Source organism: Haloarchaeobius amylolyticus, assembly GCF_042678045.1.
Lineage (GTDB): Archaea > Halobacteriota > Halobacteria > Halobacteriales > Natrialbaceae > Natrinema > Natrinema amylolyticus_A.
This window is the reverse complement of sequence record NZ_JBHUDI010000005.1, coordinates 87,303-107,030: the sequence shown is the minus strand read 5'-3', so window position 1 is coordinate 107,030 and position 19,728 is coordinate 87,303. Positions and strand designations below refer to the sequence as shown.

At 63.7% G+C, this 19,728-nt stretch carries 22 protein-coding genes; 15 read left to right on the top strand and 7 right to left on the bottom strand.

Annotation, left to right across the window (positions count from 1 at the left end):
- Positions 1 to 27 precede the first annotated feature (27 nt).
- Positions 28 to 1,779 carry an archaeosine synthase subunit alpha gene (gene arcS, locus ACFR99_RS09350; RefSeq protein WP_390286611.1) on the top strand — a complete coding sequence of 584 codons (1,752 nt, stop codon included), beginning with the start codon at positions 28 to 30 and terminating at the stop codon, positions 1,777 to 1,779.
- A gap of 330 nt (positions 1,780 to 2,109) precedes the next feature.
- A complete protein-coding gene (locus ACFR99_RS09345) occupies positions 2,110 to 2,712 on the top strand; it encodes an HdeD family acid-resistance protein (protein WP_390286610.1) in 603 nt (200 codons plus the stop codon).
- Positions 2,713 to 2,773: 61 nt separating this feature from the next.
- Here the strand turns inward: ACFR99_RS09345 and ACFR99_RS09340 are convergent, their stop codons facing one another.
- Both ACFR99_RS09340 and ACFR99_RS09335 read right to left on the bottom strand, forming a co-directional pair.
- Entirely contained in the window at positions 2,774 to 4,462 is a 1,689-nt protein-coding gene (locus tag ACFR99_RS09340; RefSeq protein ID WP_390286608.1) for a bacterio-opsin activator domain-containing protein, read from the bottom strand.
- A complete protein-coding gene (locus ACFR99_RS09335) occupies positions 4,459 to 4,923 on the bottom strand; it encodes a response regulator (RefSeq protein WP_390286606.1) in 465 nt (154 codons plus the stop codon). Before ACFR99_RS09335 ends, ACFR99_RS09340 begins: the two co-directional genes overlap by 4 nt.
- Positions 4,924 to 6,298: 1,375 nt before the next feature.
- Here ACFR99_RS09335 and ACFR99_RS09330 point away from each other — a divergent pair.
- The 10 genes from ACFR99_RS09330 (at position 6,299) to ACFR99_RS09285 (ending at position 11,642) form a co-directional block, all read left to right on the top strand.
- Positions 6,299 to 7,171 (top strand): GNAT family N-acetyltransferase, encoded by an 873-nt coding sequence (locus ACFR99_RS09330; protein ID WP_390286604.1) that lies wholly within the window; start codon positions 6,299 to 6,301, stop codon positions 7,169 to 7,171.
- A 64-nt stretch (positions 7,172 to 7,235) separates the two neighbouring features.
- A complete protein-coding gene (locus ACFR99_RS09325) occupies positions 7,236 to 7,622 on the top strand; it encodes a hypothetical protein (protein WP_390286602.1) in 387 nt (128 codons plus the stop codon).
- A 174-nt stretch (positions 7,623 to 7,796) separates the two neighbouring features.
- On the top strand, positions 7,797 to 8,279 hold the full coding sequence (locus tag ACFR99_RS09320) for a hypothetical protein (protein WP_390286600.1): 483 nt from the start codon (positions 7,797 to 7,799) through the stop codon (positions 8,277 to 8,279).
- Positions 8,280 to 8,354: 75 nt separating this feature from the next.
- Complete coding sequence (locus ACFR99_RS09315) at positions 8,355 to 8,705, top strand: hypothetical protein (protein WP_390286598.1); 351 nt, start codon at positions 8,355 to 8,357, stop codon at positions 8,703 to 8,705.
- 52 nt (positions 8,706 to 8,757) lie between these two features.
- Positions 8,758 to 9,036: a ubiquitin-like small modifier protein 1 gene (locus ACFR99_RS09310; protein WP_390286596.1), complete on the top strand. Its 279-nt coding sequence runs from the start codon at positions 8,758 to 8,760 to the stop codon at positions 9,034 to 9,036.
- A gap of 273 nt (positions 9,037 to 9,309) precedes the next feature.
- A complete protein-coding gene (locus ACFR99_RS09305; RefSeq protein ID WP_390287356.1) occupies positions 9,310 to 10,020 on the top strand; it encodes an AzlC family ABC transporter permease in 711 nt (236 codons plus the stop codon).
- On the top strand, positions 10,010 to 10,330 hold the full coding sequence (locus ACFR99_RS09300; protein WP_390286594.1) for an AzlD family protein: 321 nt from the start codon (positions 10,010 to 10,012) through the stop codon (positions 10,328 to 10,330). The genes ACFR99_RS09305 and ACFR99_RS09300 overlap by 11 nt, the downstream gene beginning before the upstream one ends.
- Positions 10,331 to 10,410: 80 nt before the next feature.
- On the top strand, positions 10,411 to 10,671 hold the full coding sequence (locus ACFR99_RS09295; RefSeq protein WP_390286592.1) for a MoaD-like domain-containing protein: 261 nt from the start codon (positions 10,411 to 10,413) through the stop codon (positions 10,669 to 10,671).
- Entirely contained in the window at positions 10,672 to 11,055 is a 384-nt protein-coding gene (locus ACFR99_RS09290) for a DUF8048 family protein (RefSeq protein WP_390286590.1), read from the top strand.
- Positions 11,056 to 11,189: 134 nt separating this feature from the next.
- Positions 11,190 to 11,642, top strand: coding sequence for a pyridoxamine 5'-phosphate oxidase family protein (locus tag ACFR99_RS09285; protein ID WP_390286588.1), 453 nt, complete (start codon positions 11,190 to 11,192; stop codon positions 11,640 to 11,642).
- 107 nt (positions 11,643 to 11,749) lie between these two features.
- Here the strand turns inward: ACFR99_RS09285 and ACFR99_RS09280 are convergent, their stop codons facing one another.
- Entirely contained in the window at positions 11,750 to 11,902 is a 153-nt protein-coding gene (locus ACFR99_RS09280; RefSeq protein WP_390286587.1) for a DUF7560 family zinc ribbon protein, read from the bottom strand.
- 162 nt (positions 11,903 to 12,064) lie between these two features.
- Positions 12,065 to 12,721, bottom strand: coding sequence for a helix-turn-helix domain-containing protein (locus ACFR99_RS09275; protein ID WP_390286585.1), 657 nt, complete (start codon positions 12,719 to 12,721; stop codon positions 12,065 to 12,067).
- A 152-nt stretch (positions 12,722 to 12,873) separates the two neighbouring features.
- On the opposite strand from ACFR99_RS09275, the gene ACFR99_RS09270 reads away from it, so the two are divergent.
- A complete protein-coding gene (locus ACFR99_RS09270) occupies positions 12,874 to 13,257 on the top strand; it encodes a helix-turn-helix domain-containing protein (RefSeq protein ID WP_390286583.1) in 384 nt (127 codons plus the stop codon).
- 150 nt (positions 13,258 to 13,407) lie between these two features.
- On the opposite strand, the gene ACFR99_RS09265 is transcribed toward ACFR99_RS09270, so the two are convergent.
- From ACFR99_RS09265 to ACFR99_RS09255, 3 genes are all read right to left on the bottom strand, one after another.
- Complete coding sequence (locus tag ACFR99_RS09265) at positions 13,408 to 15,330, bottom strand: aldehyde ferredoxin oxidoreductase family protein (protein WP_390286581.1); 1,923 nt, start codon at positions 15,328 to 15,330, stop codon at positions 13,408 to 13,410.
- 281 nt (positions 15,331 to 15,611) lie between these two features.
- Positions 15,612 to 15,797, bottom strand: coding sequence for a DUF1328 family protein (locus ACFR99_RS09260; protein WP_390286579.1), 186 nt, complete (start codon positions 15,795 to 15,797; stop codon positions 15,612 to 15,614).
- Positions 15,798 to 16,068: 271 nt separating this feature from the next.
- Positions 16,069 to 17,970, bottom strand: a complete 1,902-nt coding sequence (locus ACFR99_RS09255; protein WP_390286577.1) for a bacterio-opsin activator domain-containing protein — start codon at positions 17,968 to 17,970, stop codon at positions 16,069 to 16,071.
- Between the two features lie 107 nt (positions 17,971 to 18,077).
- Between ACFR99_RS09255 and ACFR99_RS09250 the strand changes: the two genes are divergently transcribed.
- Complete coding sequence (locus tag ACFR99_RS09250; RefSeq protein WP_390286575.1) at positions 18,078 to 18,269, top strand: HVO_0649 family zinc finger protein; 192 nt, start codon at positions 18,078 to 18,080, stop codon at positions 18,267 to 18,269.
- Between the two features lie 232 nt (positions 18,270 to 18,501).
- Positions 18,502 to 19,719 carry a midas domain-containing protein gene (locus ACFR99_RS09245; protein ID WP_390286574.1) on the top strand — a complete coding sequence of 406 codons (1,218 nt, stop codon included), beginning with the start codon at positions 18,502 to 18,504 and terminating at the stop codon, positions 19,717 to 19,719.
- Positions 19,720 to 19,728: the final 9 nt, after the last annotated feature.

The following is a 19,728-nucleotide window of genomic DNA, read 5'->3' as shown; positions in this document are numbered from 1 at the left end:
CTTTCGCCCGCCCCGGCCATATCGAGTATGACCGACTATTTCGAAGTGCACGAGCGCGACGGGGCCGCGCGCGTGGGCGAACTCCGCCTCTCCTCGCCGCGGTCGACGCCCGCACTCGTCGACGACGTCCTCGAGGACGCGGGCTCGCTCTGGAGCCAGTCCCGCGAGGTCCCCGACGGAGACGAGTCGACGCTCACCGTCCTCCCCCACCGGGCGTTCCCCGGCGGGACCGCCACAGAGGTCCAGGAATCCTTTGCCGTCGACTCTCCCGACGTCGACTATCCGAGCGTCGCCGTCGTCTCGAGCGAGCACGTCGATGACCACGGTACGGACGCCTACGCCCTCTCGAACGTCCAGTCGGTGATGGGCCACGGGGCGGCGCTGGTCGAGGCCGTCGTCGACGTTCGCGAGGCGATCCCGGCCGACACCGCGTTGCTGTTCTCCGGGGTCGCGACGCCGCGAAACGTCGCGCTGCTGGCCTACGCCGGCGTCGATCTCTTCGACGCGACTGCGGCGGTCGTCAAGGGCACGGAGGGGCGATACCTCACGACCGACGAGGCGTACTTCCTGGAGGATCTCGACGAACTGCCATGCTCGTGTCCGGCCTGCCAGCAGCCCCGCGAGGAGTTCACTCGCGAGGACTGTGCCGAACACAACCGACACGCCCTCGCATCGGAACTGGCGATCGTCCGCCGGCGGATCCGCGACGGCCGGCTTCGCGACTATCTCGAGGGCCAGGCCCGCCACGACCAGTGGCTCACTGCCGCCATGCGCGAACTCGATTCGCAGTGGGGGTATCTCGAGGAGCGCACGCCCATCCTTCGAGACGCCCAGATCAACGCAGCGACCGAGGACACACTCCGACGGGTGGAGATCCAGCGCTTCGCCGACCGGGTGACGACGCGGTACCGCAACCGCTTCGACAACCCGCTCGTGCTCGTCCCCTGTTCGGCCACCAAGCCCTACAGCGAATCCCAGAGCCACCGCCAGTTCCACGACGTCATCCAGTGGCGTGGCCACCTCGTTTCGATGACCAGTCCCATCGGCGTCGTCCCGCAGGAACTCGAGACGACCTACCCCGCCCAGCACTACGACACCGTCGTCACGGGCCGCTGGTCGGAAGACGAGAAGGAGTTCGTGGCCGAAGTCCTCCAGCGGTACCTCGAGCGCAACGACTATCCGAAGATCGTCGCCCACGTCCCCGACGAGGGGTATCGAGACATCGTCGAGCGCGTCGAGAAGCGACTCGACCTCGGGATCACCTACACCGTCGCCGAGCACCCGACCGACGAGCAGTCGCTTGCGAACCTCGCCGAGGCGCTGTCGGGCGAACTCAAATACTCCAAACGCGAGCGCGAGCACAACACCGTTCGTGCCATCGCGGACTACCTGCTGGGCGATGGCGCTGGCGACGACCTTTTCGCGGACATTCAGACCACGGGTCGGTACCCCAAGATCCAGGTCCGCGACAGCGAAGACACCCAGCTCGCGACGATGGTGCCCCAGTACGGGACGCTGTCGTTTACGCTCGCGGGAGCGAAGCGATGGGTCGACAGCAACGCACCGACGAAACGCGTCGAGATCGACGGCTTCGTCCCCCACGGCAGCGTACTCGCGCCGGGGGTCGTCGACGCCGACGAGGACATCCGCGTCGGCGACGAGGTGATCGTCGAGGGGCCGAAGGCGTTCGCCATCGGTCGCGCCGAGATGTTCGGCCGCGAGATGGCCGAGAGCACGCGCGGGATCGCCTGCGAGATCCGCCACGTCGAGGAGACGTAAGCGGCTGCGGACGCACGGTATCCGAACCGCGTTGTCCGGCCAGTATCAGCGGCCAGGACACGACTTGAGCAGGTGCTCGTGGTAGACGGCGGCCGGAACCCGCGCTCCACAGAGGTCACACTCACGATCATCGTGATCGTCGGTCATGGCTCGAGGTATCACGGCCCGTTGGGATAATCGTCGTGGTTCGCCGACCGAGCTCGATTCCCGCGAATCGGCCTGCTACCGCCGTTCGTCCAGGTTTCGGACCGGTCTCCCCTTGGAACATACTGTCAAATCGCAGAATTGTATTATATACGCATACGACGTATAAAATGGTGGTGAACAACAATGAGCAGTGAAACAGCAGACACCACGTATGCCGAGGGCTACTCTCTCGAGAACGACTGGCGGCCCCTCGCGATTGCAGGCGGGATCGTCGGATTGGTCGGCATCCTCGCGATGGCCGCTCCGGTCGTCACCGGGCTTTCGGTATCGGTCGCACTCGGGGCACTCCTCGTCGTCGGCGGGATCGTCCACGGCGTCCACGCGTTCACGGCACGCGGCTGGCGCGGTTCGATCTGGCAGGTAGCGCTTGCGATCGTCTCGGCACTCGCGGGGCTGGCCGTGCTCGCAGCGCCCGCCGTCGCGCTCGTCACCCTGACGGTGGCGCTCGTGGCGTACCTGTTCGTCGATGGCATCGTCGAACTGGGGATGGCGCTGTGGATGGGCGCGGCCCCGGGACGGACGTCGATCGCCGTCAGCGGCGTCATCTCGCTGCTCCTCGCCGGCCTCCTCTGGGCCGGCTTCCCGGCCACGGCAGCCTGGGCGATCGGCCTACTCGTGGGCGTGAGCCTCCTCGTGACCGGTCTCTCGATGGTCTCCGTTGCGATGGCGTCCCGGCCGATCGAGGACGTGACCCCGCCCGCGACCGAACCGCGTGGTGCGGCATAATCGTCCACCAGTTTTGATCCATTTTGAAGCGAACTCGAGCGAGCTAGCGACCGCGCCGCCGCTACTCGCCGAACACTGATTCGAAAAACTTCCGCTCGGCCGTCCGGAGGTGCTGGTTGAACGTCGCCGGTGCGATACCCAATCGGTCGGCGATCTCCTCACCGGTGCTCTCGCGGGGCCAGTCGAAGTAGCCCCCGAAGTAGGCCGTCTCGAGGGCGGCCCGCTGTTTCTCGGTGAGTTCGTCCTCGAGGACCGACGTCACGCCGGTCTCACCGCGCTCGCTTCGTTCGACTGTCCGCTGGGCCAGGTAGGTAATGTCGTCGCGCTGGGCGCGGATGAGCTCGATCATCTGGCGGGTGTCCCGACCACGCGGGAGTTCGACGACGAAGCGGTACTCCCCGTCGTCGATCGTCGCCGAGGCAACGCGACCGCCGTGGGTCGCGATCGTCTCGAACAGGGAGACGGCCGTCGGTGCGACGAGTTCGAACTCGAATTCGTCACGTTTGGCCGAGAGGACTCGAACGTCGCTGATGCCGTCGGTTCGGTCGACGGCCTCGACGAACGCGTCCTGAGAGACATCCCGTGCCGAGCCGTACGCCAGGAGCGTCTCGTCACCGCTCACCAGTTGCTCGATCGTGATCGTACACGCTTCGGCGGCCGAGAGTTCGATCAGGGGTTCGGCCAGTTCCTCGACGCGGAACTCGAGTTCGATGACGGCGTCGCTGACCAGGGCATCCCGGCGTTCGATCGCGGTGATCGCGTGGGCGATGACGTCGCCGGTTCGGGCAAGGACGGCGGTTTCGGGGCCTTCGAACGCTCGCGGTGACGACGAGTAGACGCCTAAGACGCCGTAGACGAGATCCTCGTGTATAATCGGAATCGCCGCTGACGATCGATACCCGCGGGCATGTGCCTGCTCTCGCCATGGTTCGAATTGGGGGTCCGTCCGGGCATCGTTCATTACCTGCACCTGGCCAGTCCGAATCGCCGTGCCTGCCGGCCCCTGACCGCTCTTCTCGTCTTCGTCGACGGTGACTTCGATTTCGTCGAGGTATCCCTCTTCGACGCCGGCCGCCGCTTTCGGGATGACACGGTCACTGCCCGGATTGACCTCACCGATCCACGCGAACCGATAGGCGTCGGACCCGGTGAGCCGGTCACAGACCTGCTGTTCGAGTTCCGCACGCGTCTCGGTCGTGATCACCGCGTGAGTGATGTCGTGGCCGATCCGGTTGAGCCGATTGAGCGCCTCGAGTTGCTCGCGCTGCTGCTGGCGTTCCCGCTGTTGGCGGGCCCGCTCGATCGCGTGGTGGATCGTCCGGACCAGGAGTTCGCTCGTCACCTCGTCTTTGACGAGAAAGTCCTGGGCACCACGCTGGATCGCCTTGACGCCGACCTGCTGGTCGCGGAGGCCGGTGAGGACGACGATCGGCGTCTCCGACGTTTCGTGGACCGTCTCGAGCGTCGACAACCCTTCGCTGTCGGGGAGGTTGAGATCGAGGAGGATGACGTCGATGTGCTCGGACGAGATCGTCTCGAGACCCTCCTCGAGGCGCATCTCGCGGGTGATTTCGGGCGTCTGGCCTGCTGTTTCAGTTCGACTGATTCGCCTTGTGAGCTCTTCGGCCCCGTGGAGCATCTCCTCTATGAGGCGAGCGTCGCCGGGGTTGTCCTCGATCAAGAGGATATGAAGCGTCTCGTCGGACCTTGCGTTCGCTTCCTCGATCGTTTGGGTGTTCGGCTCGCTCATGAACGATCGACCTCCGGTGGCAGCCGGACGACCGAGAACCAGAACTTCTCGAAGGCGCGGACCGTCTCGATGAACTCGTCGGGATCGACCGGTTTCGTCAGGTACGCGTTGGCGTGGAGTTCGTAGGACCTGGCGATATCCTCTTCCGCGCTGGAACTCGTCAGGACGATCACCGGGATCGAACGCAGCGCCGGATCATTTTTGAGTTCCTCGAGGATATCCTCGCCGTCTTTCCCCGGGAGATTGAGATCCAGCAAAATGAGATCCGGACGCGGTGCATCGGCGTATTCGCCTTCCTGTGAGAGAAACGAAAGTGCCTCGTTGCCGTCAGAAACGACGTGCAGGTCGTTTTCGATCCGTCCCTGCTTGAACGCCTCTCTGGTCAGGCGAACGTCGCCGGGATTGTCTTCGACCAACAGGATCTGTGCCGGCTCTGCCTGAAACGTGTGTGAGTCACTCATCGGTTAACGGTCTCCGTCCGCAACTGCGCTGGCAGCGCCGGTCGGTACTGGGTGCGCCCTCGTCGTTCGTCTCAGACACCGTCGAAAGCGTCCTGAACACGTCGCTCAGGCAGAGTCGGCGTCGACACTTGCCGTACCGCCGTCCTGTCCAATCAGTCGCGTATGAGCTAACCCAGTTCATAGTGATCTATCGTTTATTGCGGATATCCGTCGGACTCCGTTACCGACGGTCGTCCGCGCGTCCTCGAGTATCGCCCGAACCAGCCTCGGCTACCGGCTGCCCGCAGCGACGAGTAGCTGCTGATCGCGTCGCGCTCGCCGGTTTGCGAGCGCGGAACGTCGTCATCAGTCATCGTGTGTCCCATACGTTGGACGAAGTCCGGTAGTATACAAGCCAGAACGTCCGCAGACGGTGTAAACCTGGCGCTGAAATGATCGTTATTCCAACACTCATATCGAACTGGTAGTCTGTTTGGCCGAACAGCCGATCGGAGACGGGACGATCAGCGAACCGAACGGACAGTACCCCGGACACGTGAATTCGAGGCCAGTCAGAACGGATTCGATATATCACTATAGGATTTAGTGTAGGGGATGGGATTCCCGGCTGTGAAGGCTCGATCCAGTTCGGCAAACTGAACGCGACAGCACGGACCGACGGTAATCTAGGCAGGATCAGCCACTGCAGGCGATCAGCTCTAGCACTCGAGGAGACAGTATCGGAACCGCAAGCCGCGGCCACGGATCTGAAAGCGCGATCCCCTGACGACTGTGCCACGATACCTCGAATTCGTCGGCGTTCCAGCGACTATCGACGCGACGAATCTACATATCCAGGACCGGCGATATTGCGATGCAATTGACAGCTACTCTACTCGGCGGCTGCTGGCGAACACGACCGCTGGGCAGCCGAAACCAGGGTGGACGGCTGATATAATACCGTGCGCGAGACGATCAGTAACCTCAGCCACCCTCGAGCGCGCCACTGATACTGCCGGACAGAACGACGTGAAGATCGGTCGCTTTGCTGCGGCCGTCTCCAGCGGTGACGGCCGGATCCGAGCGAGCGATTTTCGAATCGTTCCGTCCGACAGTACACGAATCCCGGATAGCGTGTCTGAGCGGCCAGCGTGAGCCACCCGCTACTGTACGATAAATCAGATACCACGATATTAAATCGTGCTCGAGCCCGGATACAGCGAACCCGCCAGCGACTGGGAGGGGGTGCTAGCGAGTGATTTCCGGACGTGACAGTCATCCATACTGTTCGAAACGGTTTGCTCTCGAGGACAATGACGTACTTCGCTGCAGCGGCGGACGGACCAGTGCTGATACGAATCGCATACTAATACCGTCGGTTCGCGCGGTCGTTGCCATGAGCGTGTATCCGACCGACTCGTTCGAAAACGAGCTCCAGCGGCGCATCTACGAGTACGTCGAGCGAAACGGGGCCGTCACACCGGCCGAGTTGGCGCGAGCGATCACAGTCGACGGCGGTCGCGCTGACTCGAAGCCGGCTCGGTCGCGGGCCTATACCGAGTCGGTACCACCCACGCAGGAGGAGTTGCAGTCGTGTCTCGAAACACTGCAGGCCGAGGGCTACCTGACCGATGTCGACGGGAAGTTTCGAATCGCACTCTCTGCAACGACGGCCGATCTCGAGTGCGACGACGGGGTCGTCGTCATCCGGCCGGCGCGCGAGGAAGACCGAGCCGGCGTCGTCGAGACGATGCGGACGGTAGCCGAGGAGGAAACGTACGTCGTCGCCGAGAACGTCGCGACGGAAATCGATCGCGAATCGGCGCTCGTCCGGGCCAACGAGGCGCGTTCGCGGATCGTCTTCGTGGCGATCCTCGAGCCAGAACCGGAGCCGGACGAAGAAGCGGATACCGAATCGGCGGACGAACGCACCGAGCCGTCGGGAACGGACGGTGACGTCGTCGGCTGGCTCCACATCGACGCGCCGGCACACCCAGCATTGCGTCACACGGCTGAACTCACCGTCGGGATCGATCCCCAGTATCGGCGACAGGGCATCGGCTCGTCGCTGCTCGAGTACGGCCTCGAGTGGGCCAGCGATGCCGGCTATCAGAAGCTCTATCAGAACGTACCCGCGACCAACGACGACGCACTCACGTTCCTCGACGCACACGGCTGGCAACGGGACGGCGAACACGAAGGACAGTACTGTCTCGACGGTGAGCTCGTCGACGAGATCATGCTGGCGACGTGGCCCGACACCGAGTAAGCGTCCCGCCGGAGTCGCGCGATGAGGGAACAGTTTCTTGCCAGGCGCTCGCATAGCACGTCACATGCAAGAGATTTCCCTCGGCGTTCCGGAACCGATCCTCGAGCGACTGCCCGACGACGACGAGAGCGCGGCGGCAGACATGCAGAAGGCCGTCGCAGGCTGGGAAGACCGACTCAACCGAGCGCTCGAGGACGCCGACGACGAGCGCGAAGCCGCCGCCCGCGTGCTCGAGGCGATCGACCGATTCGAGGAGCGCTACGAGACCTACGACGAACTGGTACCGGAGCTCCGAGCGTGGGGACAGTCGCCGATCTACGCGATCGCGTGGCGGACGCTGTACGCCGACGTGATCGCACAGCTCCACGAACACGACGAACTCGCCGACCACCTCGACCGGGAGCGAAACGCCCGGCTGGTGGCGGATGGCATTCGGTTGCAAGATCTCTGACGAGCAGCGTCTCCGATCGGGGCTGCCGGACAGACATACCAGCTTCGAAAGTAGTCCTATATAAGGCTATTTTTGACTTTGGCTGTCTGTATCCTGGTTCCGCCCTCATTATACTATAGAAATAAAATGAATCTGTCAGCAACAGTTTTGTAGTCAGACGCGAGAATAAGCCGTGTGGCGACGACCGATCGACCAACGCCGGACGGAGCTGACGCGATCGATCTGACGACCCGCGTTCGCCGTCGGATCTTGCCGGTACTCCATCGGCTCAAAGCACCCCTCGGCGGCTACGCCATCTGCAGACAGCATCCCGCAGAGTACGTCGGCACCCTCAAGCGCACGCTCGAGACGGTCCGATCGCTGCTCGAGGACCTGGCCTTCGAGTTGGAGCCGATCGCATCGCTGAAGATCCACGACGACGGTCGGCGCTCGGCGGGGAGCTGGGTCCGCCGCGAGTCCCCGCTTTCGAGATGGCAACTCCACGTCACGCTGTTTCGAACGGGTGCGGGTGCCGTCGAGGTGTTCGCCCATCGCGAACACTCGTGGCTCCGCCATCCGTACAAACACTACACACAGGATGGGTGGGACAGCCAGGGTGGCGTCGACCGGATGCGATCGATACTCTCGGCGCACGGTGTCCCGTTCTGGATCGAGTAGCGGCGACTGATCGCTCGCACCACATCGTGTGTATTCATCCCAAGCGTTGAAATTCCAGGCCAGCCTACCAGCGGTATGGAGTTCGCTGTATCTCGGACAGGGACGACGCTCGTGACGCTTCACGGCGGATCAGACACGACCGCCTGCGACGACGCGACGTCGACACTTGCCGACACTCTCGAGACCCTCGCGGCCGAGGGGACGATCACCGACTGGAACGTGACTGATGCCGACGTCTACGAACACCCGACGGCGCCGTTCGATCCGTACACGATCACCCTCGAGTTTACCGTGACGGTCACTGTCGAGGCCGACGATACCGACGAGGCGACCGCGATCGGCGCGAGCGTGATCGACGACGCGCTCGCGGCCGCTGGCGTCGAGTCGGTCGCGTACACGACGTCGCCAGCAGCCACGGCTGCCTGAACGGGCAGTGACCGACGCCCGGACTTATGTCGTCCGACGACAACTGTTCTGTATGGACATCGACCTCCGATTTTTCGCCACGTTCCGGGAGGCCGTCGGGGAAAAAGAACAAACGCGCACGATCGACGACGATGCGACCGTCGGTGACGTCCTCACCGCACTCGAGACCGAGTACGACGGACTCGAGGGACAGCTCCTCGCGGACGGAGAGATCCGCCCACAGCTGAGCGTGTTGAAAAACGGCCGCAACGTGGTCCACATGGCAGGGGCCGAGACGGATCTCGACGCGGGTGACGTCGTGTCGGTGTTTCCGCCGGTCGCTGGCGGATAGCGCCGAACCGGCGTTTCTGATACGGTCTACTCTACTGTCCCTGTTTTCCGGCGCACCCGCAACCTGTCCATGTGGGTGCGCCGGAAATGACTGACAGAGTCCGTACGACACGGACGGTGAGAACGGACCGTGATCGGCTCGCCCGACGGCGATTTCGAGAACGCTTTACGCGTCGCTGGACTCGAACAGAACGTGACGAAACTCGACGGGAGCGACGCTGATCGGTGCCACGATGAGCGCGTCGAGGCCCCGGCGGACGAGTCGGCCGACGAACTGCACACGTCGGAGACGGACGGGCGGACGATCACGTTCGATCGCGAGGGGATTCGCACCGGCTTTCTCACCTGTCTGCCGGTCGCGGTCGGCGTCGGCGGTTACGGGGTCGCGTTCGGCATGCTTGCCCGCCAGGCAGGGCTGAGCGTTGCCGAGGCGACACTGATGAGTGCAACCGTCATCGCGGGGGCCGCCCAGATCGTCGCCGTCGAACTCTGGGCGGAGCCGCTGCCGGTCGCGACGATCGTCATCACGACGCTGGCGATCAACCTGCGCTACTCGTTGATGGGAGCGGCGCTGGGGCCGTGGTTCGAACGGCTCTCGCCGCGCCAGAGCTACGGGAGCCTGCTGGTAATGGCCGACGAAAACTGGGCGTTGACCATGCGGGAACTCAAATCCGGCAGCGGCCGAGGCGCGTTCCTGCTGGGAACGGGCATCGCGGTCTGGTGTTTCTGGGTCGGCGCGACGATCATCGGGGCGACCGCCGGCGGCGTGATCGGCGATCCGGCCCGGTACGGGATCGACTTCGTCCTCGCGGCGGTCTTCGTGGCGCTCGCGGTCGATCTCTGGGAGGGACGGACGACGCTCCTCCCCTGGCTCGTCGCGCTCGTGACCGCCGTCGTCGCCGCGAACGTCGTCCCGGGCCAGTGGTACATCCTGCTCGGTGGGCTCGCAGCCGCAACCGTCGAGGTGATCCGGTATGACGAGTGAGGGTGCGCTCGCGCTCGACCCGCTCGTCGTCGGCGTCATCCTCGCGATGACGCTCGTGACCGCGCTGACGAAAGTCGGCGGCTTCTGGCTGCTGCGCCGGATCGAGGTGAGCGAGCGACTCGAGGCCGGGCTCTCGATCCTGCCGGGTGCGATCGTGGTCGCGATTCTGGGACCGGAACTGGCAGCCGGTGGGCCAGCCGAGTGGGGTGCGGCCGCCGTCGTGGTGGTTGTCATGTGGCGCACGGAGAACATCCTGCTGGCGCTGTGTGGTGGCATCGGCACGGTGATCCTGTTTCGAGCGATGGGCTGACCGCCATCCAGACGGGACGACGACTACAATCGACTGATCGGCGCCCAACAATATATCCGTCCAGCAGTCGAATCCGATGTATGGGAATCCGTCTCGAGCGGTCCTTTCGCGGCATCTCCGAACGGCTCGTGGTTCGATACCTGACGAAACTCGGTGGCGAGCAGGTCGCCGACGACACCGTCGAAGGTGACGGCTGGACGGCGACGTTCTCCTCCGAGACGGTCGGGGTCGGCCCCTCGCTCCAGTTGACCGAGGTGACGGTCGTCTTCGAGGGCGACGAGGACGTCGTCGAACCGCTCGTCGAGCAGTTCGCCCAGAAGGCGATGCGTGCAGGTGGATAAATGGCGGGTGAACCGATCGAGGGGCAGGTACTCCTGCTGACCGCTGCCAAGGCGAGCGTGCCGCCGACCCGGCTCCCGGATCTGGTCGAGCGTGCGCAAACGGTGCTCGGACCGGAGCTCGAGCGATACCGCCGGGAGTACGAACGACTCCACGCGGGGACCGATCTCGAGGTGTTTCTCGTCGATAGCGGCCACTGGGACGAGCTCGGCGTGGAGCTCGACGTGACCGGCCGCGAGCTGTCAGCGATCCGTCGCGCACACGAAGAACAGCTGTTGCGGATCGGTCGGCGGACAGATCGCGGGGCCGAGTTCGAGACGGCCCTCGAGATCCGTGAGCCGGTCGTCATCGGGACCGACGTGACGGGAGCTGGCGCGGACATGTGAGACAGCCGCGTCGGAAATACTGTCTGACAAACGCTACCGGAGATAGCAGCTGTGTGTGACAACGCCAGCAGTGCCGCTCGCGGTGGATGGCAACTATAAAGATAGTGTTTCACCTTTGGCAAGCTACTGAGACGATGGCCATCGAACAGGAGACCGAAATGACCGACGCGGAGATCGACGACTTCCTCAGTCGGCACGAGACGGGGGTGCTGTCGCTTGCGCGCGGGAACAAACCATATGCGATTCCGATCTCGTACGGCTACGACGACGACGAGCGGGCGTTCTATATGCGGCTGGTGTCGACGCCCGAGAGCGAAAAGCGCCAGTTCCTCGAGTCCTCGCCACAGGGGCGCCTCGTCGTCTACGACGAGGCGGACTCGTCCTATCGGAGCGTCATCGCGACAGGCACCCTCGAGAGCATCGACCCGGCGGCGCTCACACCCGAGGAGATCGCCCAGTACGGCGAGGCGAAGCGACCGCTGTTCGAGCTCTGGGCCGAAGGGAAAGAAGACCTCCGTATCGAACTCTATCGTCTCGAGCCGGCGACGCTCAACGGCCGGCTGACCGAAATCGATCGCGAGACGTAGCCGGATACAGAGCTAAGGAGAGTCGTACGGTCTCGTACGGGCTGCTGTACCGACGTTCTGGCACACCCGAGGTGGATCGTGGATCTCGACAGTGACAGCAGCTCGGGTCAGTTTTCAGTCGGTTGTTCCGCCACGAAGTCGGATGGCGACACCGACGCTGCACAGACGGGACAGCCGTGTGTCAGCGTGGCTTCGCGCATCGATTCATTGACTTCGATCTCCTGCCCACACTCGGGGCACGTGAATTCGTATCTACTCATGGCGGAGCGGGTCGGGTGGCATTCTTGCACGTCACCCTCACGTTTGTACGCTATAGCTGCACGTCCCGTATATATATCGTTGCGGTTCGGTGCCGTTACCCTGTAGGTTCCGACACGTTCTTAGGGCTCGACTGGTACTCGGCCAGAGATCGACTGAGACGCCTACTCGTGATCGAGGATCGCGTCCAGGAGCTTCGTCTGCGCTGCGGCGAGGTGTTCGGTCAGCGTCGTACCGGTAATCCCGAGCTCGTCGGCGACCTCGCCGGCGTTGGCCTGCTTTGGGTGTTCGAAATAGCCCATCCGGTGGGCCGTCTCGAGGACCTCCGCCTGTCGGTCGGTGAGCGTGTTCCGGTCGACGAAGACGAGGTTTTGCTCGGTGTGGTCCTGTTGGGACTGGAGCAGCCGCTGGACGTCGAGCGTCGCCTCGCGCTCGCGCAACGCGCCGATGACCGCCTGCAGTTGCTCCATGCCCGGCGCGTGAAAGGTCAGGTACAGCGACGCACCGTGTGCGCGGACGTCGACGAGGGGACAGTCGAACCGCTCGATGCACGCACACGGACAGTCGCCGTCGAGGTCGCGCTCGAAGCGATAGACGGTGCTCGAGCCGTACGAGAAGATCGCCGAGAGATCGGCGTCGACGTCGAACTCGTCGGGTTCGGTTTCCGCCTCGAGCATGAACTCCACGGTCACGCGATCGGGTGCCGAGGGGTTGGTGCTCTTCGAGACGGAGTGGACGCGGCCGCTCGTCTCGGCTGCCGCCTGAGCGACGACGCAGTCCGGCTCCTCGAGTTTCACCTCCGCGCGAATCCCCGATGCCATTACTTGTCCGTAGGACGCAGGCATCCTAAAGCCTGCGTCCGCAAGCCTCCATCGTCCGTCGACGGACGACGACTCCGACCCGTATATAAAGCACCCTGTATTTATTGGGACTCATTTGGAGAGGGTGTGGTTGCTACTACAGGATGTAACAGATGTCCGCTACGAACCCTGAGGCCCGACGAGGCTGGCAACGTGACGAACCCGTCGACCCGCAGGCCGTGCTCGCCGCGCTCGACGACGACGCTTGCCGGGCGATTCTCGAGGCGACAGCTGAAACCGCACTGACAGCGACGGAACTCTCCGACCAGTGTGACATTCCGATGTCGACAGCCTACCGGAAAGTCGAGATGCTGACCGAGGCCGACCTGGTCGCAGAACAGGTCCGAATCAATACCTCGGGCAAGCACGCGACCGAGTACCGCAAGAACTTCGACGACGTGCTCGTCTCCGTCGCCGACGGGAGCGTCGAAGTCGAACTGACGAAGCCGGACGACGAGACCGACTCGGCCGCCACCTACGCCGTCGCCGACGACTGATCGTCCCTACGGAGCAGGGCTGTCGCGGACACGGTCCATCTCACACCGTAGCGGACACACGGTCGAACGGCTCAATGCGATCGCTTCTGGTTCTTCTGGTTGTGATTTCGATCGGATCACCGCGAGCGTGCGGGACGGCAGCGAGCGCGATCAGTCGTCGCTCGAGACCGCCGCGCCGCCGTCGCCGCTGACGCCCGTGCCCGGACCGACCTCGATGTCGAGTTCGTCGAGTTTCTCGTCCGGGACGACGCCGTCGACCCAGCCGCGGTGTTCGTAGTACTCTTCTTTCATCTCCTCGAGTTCGCAGTATTCGCCTTCACTCGCGCCCTGGCCGAGGATGCCGTCCTCGAGGAAGCGCTCGGGCAGCGAGTCGTCGCTGCCGTCGAACCCGTTCAGGTTGTTGTAGTAGCGCTCGAGGGTGTATACCCGTTCGCCAGCTTTCAACAGCTCGTCCTCGGTGACATCGCGGCCGGTCATCCCGTTGTACTGGGTGACGTACTCCTCGATGCCCTCGGCGAAGGCGTTGAACTTGCAGATGTCGAAGGAGTCGCTGATGGCGTGGAGGTCCTGGAACTGGGCGGTGAGTTCGCCCTTGCCCTCCCACTCGTAGGGATCGACTTTCTCGGGGATACCCAGGATCTCCGCAGCGGGGGTGTAGCCCCGCAGGTGACAGGCCCCGCGGTTCGAGGTGGCGTAGCCGATGCCCATCCCCTTCATACAGCGCGGGTCGTAGGCCGCGATCGTCTGGCCTTTGACCGCCAGCGAGTTGTCGTGGGCCTCCTTGCGGTCGGCGACCCGGCGTGGGCCTTCGGCCAGCAGGTCCGCGAGGTCGTCCTCGCGGCGGGCGATCCGCTCGATCAGGTCGATCATCGTCTCGGTGTCGCCCCACTCGAGTTCGCCCTCGTCGAGCTTGCCTTCCTCGGACATCTCCATGGCCATCGCCATCATGTTGCCCGTCTCGATGGTGTCGACGCCCATGTCGTTACAGCGGTCGATCATGAGGGCGATGGCGTCCCGTTCGGTGTTCCCGGAGTTCGGGCCGAGCGCGTAGGCCGACTCGTACTCGTAGGACTCCATCCGGACGTTCATCTCCTCGCCTTTGTGCATCGTCTGGACTTCGACTTCCTTCTTGCAGGCGACCGGACAGGAGTGACAGGTCGGTTCGTTGACGAGGATGTTCTCGCGGACGTTTTCGCCGGAGACGCGTTCCGCGTCGATGTCGACGTCCTCGGCCTCGCGCATGCTCTTCGTCGAGGTGTACCGGCCGTTCTTGGTCGGCAGGCCGTCCATCTCCTCGCCGATGTTCATCAGGACGTTCGTCCCGTACATCGAGAGGCCGCCCTCGTTGGGCGCGGTGACCTCCGATTCCTGGATGGCCTGCATCGCCTGCTGGTGGCCCTCCTTGAAGGTTTCCGGGTCGGCCGGCTGTGGCATCTTCGTCGAGGACTTGACGACGACCGCTTTGAGGTTCTTCGATCCCATGACACAGCCCGTCCCGCCCCGTCCCGAGGCGCGGTCATCCTCGTTGATGATACAGGCGTACTTGATCTCGTTTTCCCCACCGGGGCCGATCGCCATGATCGAGAGGTTCTTGCCGTAGGAACCGTCGACTTCCTCCTCGATCGTCTCGCGGGTTTCGTGGACGCCGTTCCCCCAGAGGTGGGACGCGTCCCGGAGTTCGACTTCGCCGTCCTCGATGACGGCGTAGACCGGATCATCGGCCTGGCCCTCGAAGAGGAGGCCGTCGAAGCCGGCCCACTTGAGCCGCGCGCCGGACCAGCCACCGTGGTGGCTGTCGGTAACGGTGCCGGTCAGTGGCGATTTCGTACAGACGGCGATCCGGCCGCTCATGGTTACCTGCGTCCCCGACAGTGGCCCGTTCATGAACGCGAGCAAGTTGTCGGGGCCGAGCGGATCGACGTCCGGTCCCTGATCGAAGACGTACTTTACCCCAAGCCCCCGCGCACCGATATACTTCTTCGCGTCCTCGTCGTCGATCGACTCGTAGGCGACGTCCCCATCCGAGAGATCGATGCGGGCGACTCTATCTTGAAATCCGCCGAGTTCAGTCATGGTAAGCGCTCACCGTTATCTACGACCTCCAGCATGTTAGGCGTTCTCAACCTCTCGAAACCAATTTCGGTTACGAGTTTCGAGCTCCCGACACCAGAACGATCGCTTGAAGAGCGTACAACGAAATTTGTCGATGGGGCTTGGCGCCGCTGGCAAATGCTGCAGCAACGTAACCAGCAGCGATCACATCACTACCGGAGCACGATCAGCGGTGACGGCTCCACTGGAGCGCAATCGGTGTGACAGTGTTCCCCGGCGCCGATACGGCCGGCCACCTCGGGTCACAACAGCAGCGCGACCACCGCGAGGATGATGAAGATCAACACGAAGATCCGTGCGATCTCCATCGAGATCCCGGCAACGCCACGCGCACCGACTGCAGCGGCGATGATCGCGAGGACGAAAAAGACGAGCGCCCAGTAGAGGAATCCACCACCGGCCTGCAGCGGCGTTGCGAACGTGAGCATACAGCTGTCTCCCACGACGAGCTACATAAACGTCGGCGACCGTCCACGGCTCTTTTCGTGGCTAAGCCCAGACTACCGTTTCGAGCCACGACAGTCTCGAACCCGTGTGAACTCCCAACACCTCGACTGAGACGGACTCCTGTCAGTCAGGTCCGGCGCACCCGCACCCCGTCCTGCGGATGCGCCGGGACATCGGGACAGCAGACCGTATGACGAGTTGAACCGAGATCCACCCGCGGATTCGATCAATCAGCGCAGGCGTGGAACGCCACTATACGTCGCCGAAGAACGCCCGACATAGCTTCGCCTCCGCCGTCCGCAGGTGTTCGTGGAACGTCGGTCGGGAGACGCCCATCGACTGGGCGAGTTCTTCACCGGTCGTCGGCCGGGGCCACTCGAAGTAGCCGCCGAGGTAGGCTCGCTGTAACGCGCCGAACTGACGGTCGGTCAGCGCCTCCTCGAGCTCGGCCGCGAACTCCTCGCGGGTTTCGCCCTCGCGCTCGCGTTGCTGGAACGAGACGATATCGGTTCCCGAATAGCGGTCCTCGACGGCTTCGACGACCGCACGGACGTTCGCCGAGCGGGGAATCTCGAGGGTGAGCCGCGCCCGGCCGGCCTCGCTGTCGATCGCCTGGGTGCGGACGCCGCGCTCAGAGAGCCAGCCGACGAGGTCGTCCGTGCCGGTCAGTTCGATCAGAACCTCCTCGTCGCGCTCGACGACGACGCGACAGTCGACGTCCTGCAGTTCCGTAGTGGCCGCAGCGAGTTCGTCCGCGCTCGCACCCGTGGCGGTAAACAGCGACGCCGTCTCGTCGCCGGTGCGGTGGACCGACCGGCGGTACTCGAGCCGGCAGTCGGCGTCGGCCGAGAGGGCGACCGGAGCCAGAGAGCGATCCGTCACGTCGAGTTCGACGGCGACGACGGCGTCGGTCGTCAGTACGCGACTGGTCTCGCGTGCGTTGACCCCGCTCGCGACCGCACGCGCGAGCGCAGAGAGGATGATCGCTTCGCGGTCGTCGACGGCGCGCGTCCGCTCCGTTCGGACGGTTAACACGCCGTACTCGATCTCGTTGTACGACAGCGGGAACGCGGCGCGGGTCGTTCCGTCGAGGGTCTCGACTGCGGGCTCGCCGGTCGCGAGCGTCTCCGCGGCGGGATGGTCGTCGTCCGTTCCGAGTCGGTCGCGCTCGGGGGAAGCTCCCGCGCTCGAGCGGACGTCGATCGTGTCGGTCGCCGGGTTTCGCTCGCCGATCCAGGCACCGCTGTAGGCGTCCTCGGCAGCGATCCGGGCACAGACTTCGGCCTCGAGTTCGGAGCGGTCGGTCGAGCCGGCGACGACGTCGGTGACGTCCTGAATCAGTCCCTCGACGCGATCGAGGATGTACTCGAGTTCCTCGGTCCGTCGCTCGAGTTCGAGTTCGGCCTCCTTGCGCGCAGTGATGTCGTTCTGGAAGCCGACGTAGTGGGTCACGCGGCCGTCCTCGTCGCGCACCGGAGCGATCGTCACCTCGTTCCAGAACTCGGTGCCGTCCTTGCGGTAGTTTTTGAGTTCGACGGTGACCGGCCGATCCTCGTCGATGGCCGCCGCCATCTCGGCGATCGCATCCTCGTCGGAGTCGTCGCCCTGCAGGAACCGGCAATTCCGCCCGACGACCTCGTCGTACTCGTAGCCGGTAATCTCCTCGTAGGCATCGTTGACGTAGACCAGCGGGTTGTCCTCGCGGTCGGGATCGGAGATGGTGATCCCAACGGGGGCTTCCTCGAGTGCGCGGTCTTTCACCAGCCGATCGCTCGTCCCCGGCAGCGCGCTGTCCGATTCGTCGGCAGCGTCGCCGTGGACAGGGAACGCACCGCGATCGAACGTGATCGTTGCCCCATCGGCACCGCGGTGGACACGTGCACCGCCGTGGTCACCGTCGAGGTCGATCCGTCGAGCAGTACCGACCGTCGTCTCGTCGATCGCCGTCGCGAGTCGGTTCCACCGCGCCCCGAGTGCGGTCGCCGCGTCGCGGTCGGCATCACCGATTTCGAAGGCATCACGGGCAGCCGGATTCGCGTACGTGATCGTCCCATCAGCGACCGCCACCACCGGATCGACCACGTGCTCGAGCGCACGCGCCGCTCCGGCGGCGTCACCGAGGCCACCGCCGCGATCCGCGTCGACATCGTCCATGGTTCTTTCTAGGTGATGCTGCCTAAGAATCGTTGTGATCGGATGATGGCACAGCGGACCATCGGCGAGCCTAGAATGTTATATTGTACCACGTTATACAATACCACATGTCGGTACATCGTTCACCGTTCGAGAAACTCCGAGAAAAGTTCGAAGAGTCGGAGCTACGGTGTCCATCCTGTGGCTACCTCGACACCGATGGTGGGTGGCGCGTGACCACCTCGGGCGGACGGGTCCGCTACCAGTTCGTCTGTCCGGCCTGCGACGCCGTCGAGACGCGCGAGCTTCGACTCGAGTAGTTGACCGGCGTCGGTCGCTGTCGGCTCGACGGCACTCCCGGAACAACAGATGGTTTCGGTGGAGAGTGGCGAGTAATCGTCTGGTTTGAACCCGGCGGATCGCCTGCCATCACGAGGTTCCTGACTGGAACTCGGACGTAAACATCACATTTGATACAACGGTCGTTTTCGCGTGGGTAATACCGTAACAGTCGGCTCATTTTAGCCTGACAACCGCCGTCGTTCGATCCGTATGGATTCACGACCGCAGACACTTGGTGTCGCGTTCGTCGCGCTGCTCGTCATGCTCGCGGGGGGTCCCGCCCTCGTCGGTGGAGCGACGACAGCCGCGGACGACGACGCCGGAGACATGAGCGAGACGAGCGCGACGTTGCAGAACGTCCAGGTAGACACACTGGAACTCGAAAACGTCACGATCGAGAACGCGACGATCGAGGAGTTCACCGCCGAGCAACTTGATATCGAGAACGTCGACGAGGAACTCGAGGACCAACTGAACGAGACCGCGGACGCGGACAACCAGTCCGCAGGCGAGAGTTCCGAGGTGATGATTTCGGACGTCACCTTCGAGTCACTCGCGCTCGAGAACGTCTCGATTGAGGACCTCGACGGTGCCAACGAGAGCATGGCGGCCACTACGACCGACGACGAGTCCGACGCCAACGAGACCGATACCAACGAAACCGACGACGAAAACCAAACTGACGGCGAGTCCACGTCGGAGCTCCAGGAAGTCGTCGACGAGAACGCCAGTACCGTGGCGGTACAAGATCTGACGATCGAATCGATGACCACCGAACAGCTGACGATCGAAGACCTGTCCTCCGAAGAGGCCGACGAAGGTGGCGGAATTCTCTCCGGAATCTCCGATTTCATCGGCGGTCTGTTCGGCGGTGACGATGGTGACGGCGACAACGAGACCCAGACCAACGACACCACGACCGACGGGAACGAAAGCGTCCAGGAGATCGAATCGCTGACCATCGAACAATTCGACGTCGACGAGACCACGATCGAATCCATGACCGTCGGCAGTCTCGAGAGCCAACAGGAAGATACCGAGGCGGACAACGAGACTGCAAACGAGACGGCCGACAACGAAACGGCCGATAATGAAACGGCCGACGACGAAGCCGCTGATAACGAGACAGTTGACAATGAAACGGTCGACAACGAGACGGTCGACAACGAGACGGCTGACAACGAAACGGCTGACAACGAAACGGCCGACGGCGAACCCACTGCGGACGACACCGAAATGACGACAGGTGAGACAGTCTCGTCGGTCTCTGCAGGGGCGATGACGATCGAAGAAAGCGCCGTCGACACCCTCACGCTCGGCGAAACGACGGGACTTACGGACGCACTTCAGCAGTCAGCCGACGGCGAAGCAAACGAGACAGACACTACGAACGAGACCGAGAACGAAACTGAGAACGAAACTGAGTGACGATCGAAG

Excerpts from the sequence above, each read along its gene's own strand:
- ACFR99_RS09340 (WP_390286608.1), bottom strand. The coding sequence starts at position 4,462 with ATGAGCGAGCCGAACACCCAAACGATCGAGGAAGCGAACGCAAGGTCC.
- ACFR99_RS09290 (WP_390286590.1), top strand. The coding sequence starts at position 10,672 with ATGGCGGGTGAACCGATCGAGGGGCAGGTACTCCTGCTGACCGCTGCC.
- ACFR99_RS09285 (WP_390286588.1), top strand. The coding sequence starts at position 11,190 with ATGGCCATCGAACAGGAGACCGAAATGACCGACGCGGAGATCGACGAC.
- ACFR99_RS09330 (WP_390286604.1), top strand. The coding sequence starts at position 6,299 with ATGAGCGTGTATCCGACCGACTCGTTCGAAAACGAGCTCCAGCGGCGC.
- ACFR99_RS09300 (WP_390286594.1), top strand. The coding sequence starts at position 10,010 with ATGACGAGTGAGGGTGCGCTCGCGCTCGACCCGCTCGTCGTCGGCGTC.
- ACFR99_RS09255 (WP_390286577.1), bottom strand. The coding sequence starts at position 17,970 with ATGGACGATGTCGACGCGGATCGCGGCGGTGGCCTCGGTGACGCCGCC.
- ACFR99_RS09270 (WP_390286583.1), top strand. The coding sequence starts at position 12,874 with ATGTCCGCTACGAACCCTGAGGCCCGACGAGGCTGGCAACGTGACGAA.
- ACFR99_RS09245 (WP_390286574.1), top strand. The coding sequence starts at position 18,502 with ATGGATTCACGACCGCAGACACTTGGTGTCGCGTTCGTCGCGCTGCTC.
- ACFR99_RS09310 (WP_390286596.1), top strand. The coding sequence starts at position 8,758 with ATGGACATCGACCTCCGATTTTTCGCCACGTTCCGGGAGGCCGTCGGG.
- ACFR99_RS09275 (WP_390286585.1), bottom strand. The coding sequence starts at position 12,721 with ATGGCATCGGGGATTCGCGCGGAGGTGAAACTCGAGGAGCCGGACTGC.
- ACFR99_RS09280 (WP_390286587.1), bottom strand. The coding sequence starts at position 11,902 with ATGAGTAGATACGAATTCACGTGCCCCGAGTGTGGGCAGGAGATCGAA.
- ACFR99_RS09250 (WP_390286575.1), top strand. The coding sequence starts at position 18,078 with ATGTCGGTACATCGTTCACCGTTCGAGAAACTCCGAGAAAAGTTCGAA.
- arcS (WP_390286611.1), top strand. The coding sequence starts at position 28 with ATGACCGACTATTTCGAAGTGCACGAGCGCGACGGGGCCGCGCGCGTG.
- ACFR99_RS09315 (WP_390286598.1), top strand. The coding sequence starts at position 8,355 with ATGGAGTTCGCTGTATCTCGGACAGGGACGACGCTCGTGACGCTTCAC.
- ACFR99_RS09335 (WP_390286606.1), bottom strand. The coding sequence starts at position 4,923 with ATGAGTGACTCACACACGTTTCAGGCAGAGCCGGCACAGATCCTGTTG.
- ACFR99_RS09345 (WP_390286610.1), top strand. The coding sequence starts at position 2,110 with ATGAGCAGTGAAACAGCAGACACCACGTATGCCGAGGGCTACTCTCTC.
- ACFR99_RS09325 (WP_390286602.1), top strand. The coding sequence starts at position 7,236 with ATGCAAGAGATTTCCCTCGGCGTTCCGGAACCGATCCTCGAGCGACTG.
- ACFR99_RS09265 (WP_390286581.1), bottom strand. The coding sequence starts at position 15,330 with ATGACTGAACTCGGCGGATTTCAAGATAGAGTCGCCCGCATCGATCTC.
- ACFR99_RS09260 (WP_390286579.1), bottom strand. The coding sequence starts at position 15,797 with ATGCTCACGTTCGCAACGCCGCTGCAGGCCGGTGGTGGATTCCTCTAC.
- ACFR99_RS09295 (WP_390286592.1), top strand. The coding sequence starts at position 10,411 with ATGGGAATCCGTCTCGAGCGGTCCTTTCGCGGCATCTCCGAACGGCTC.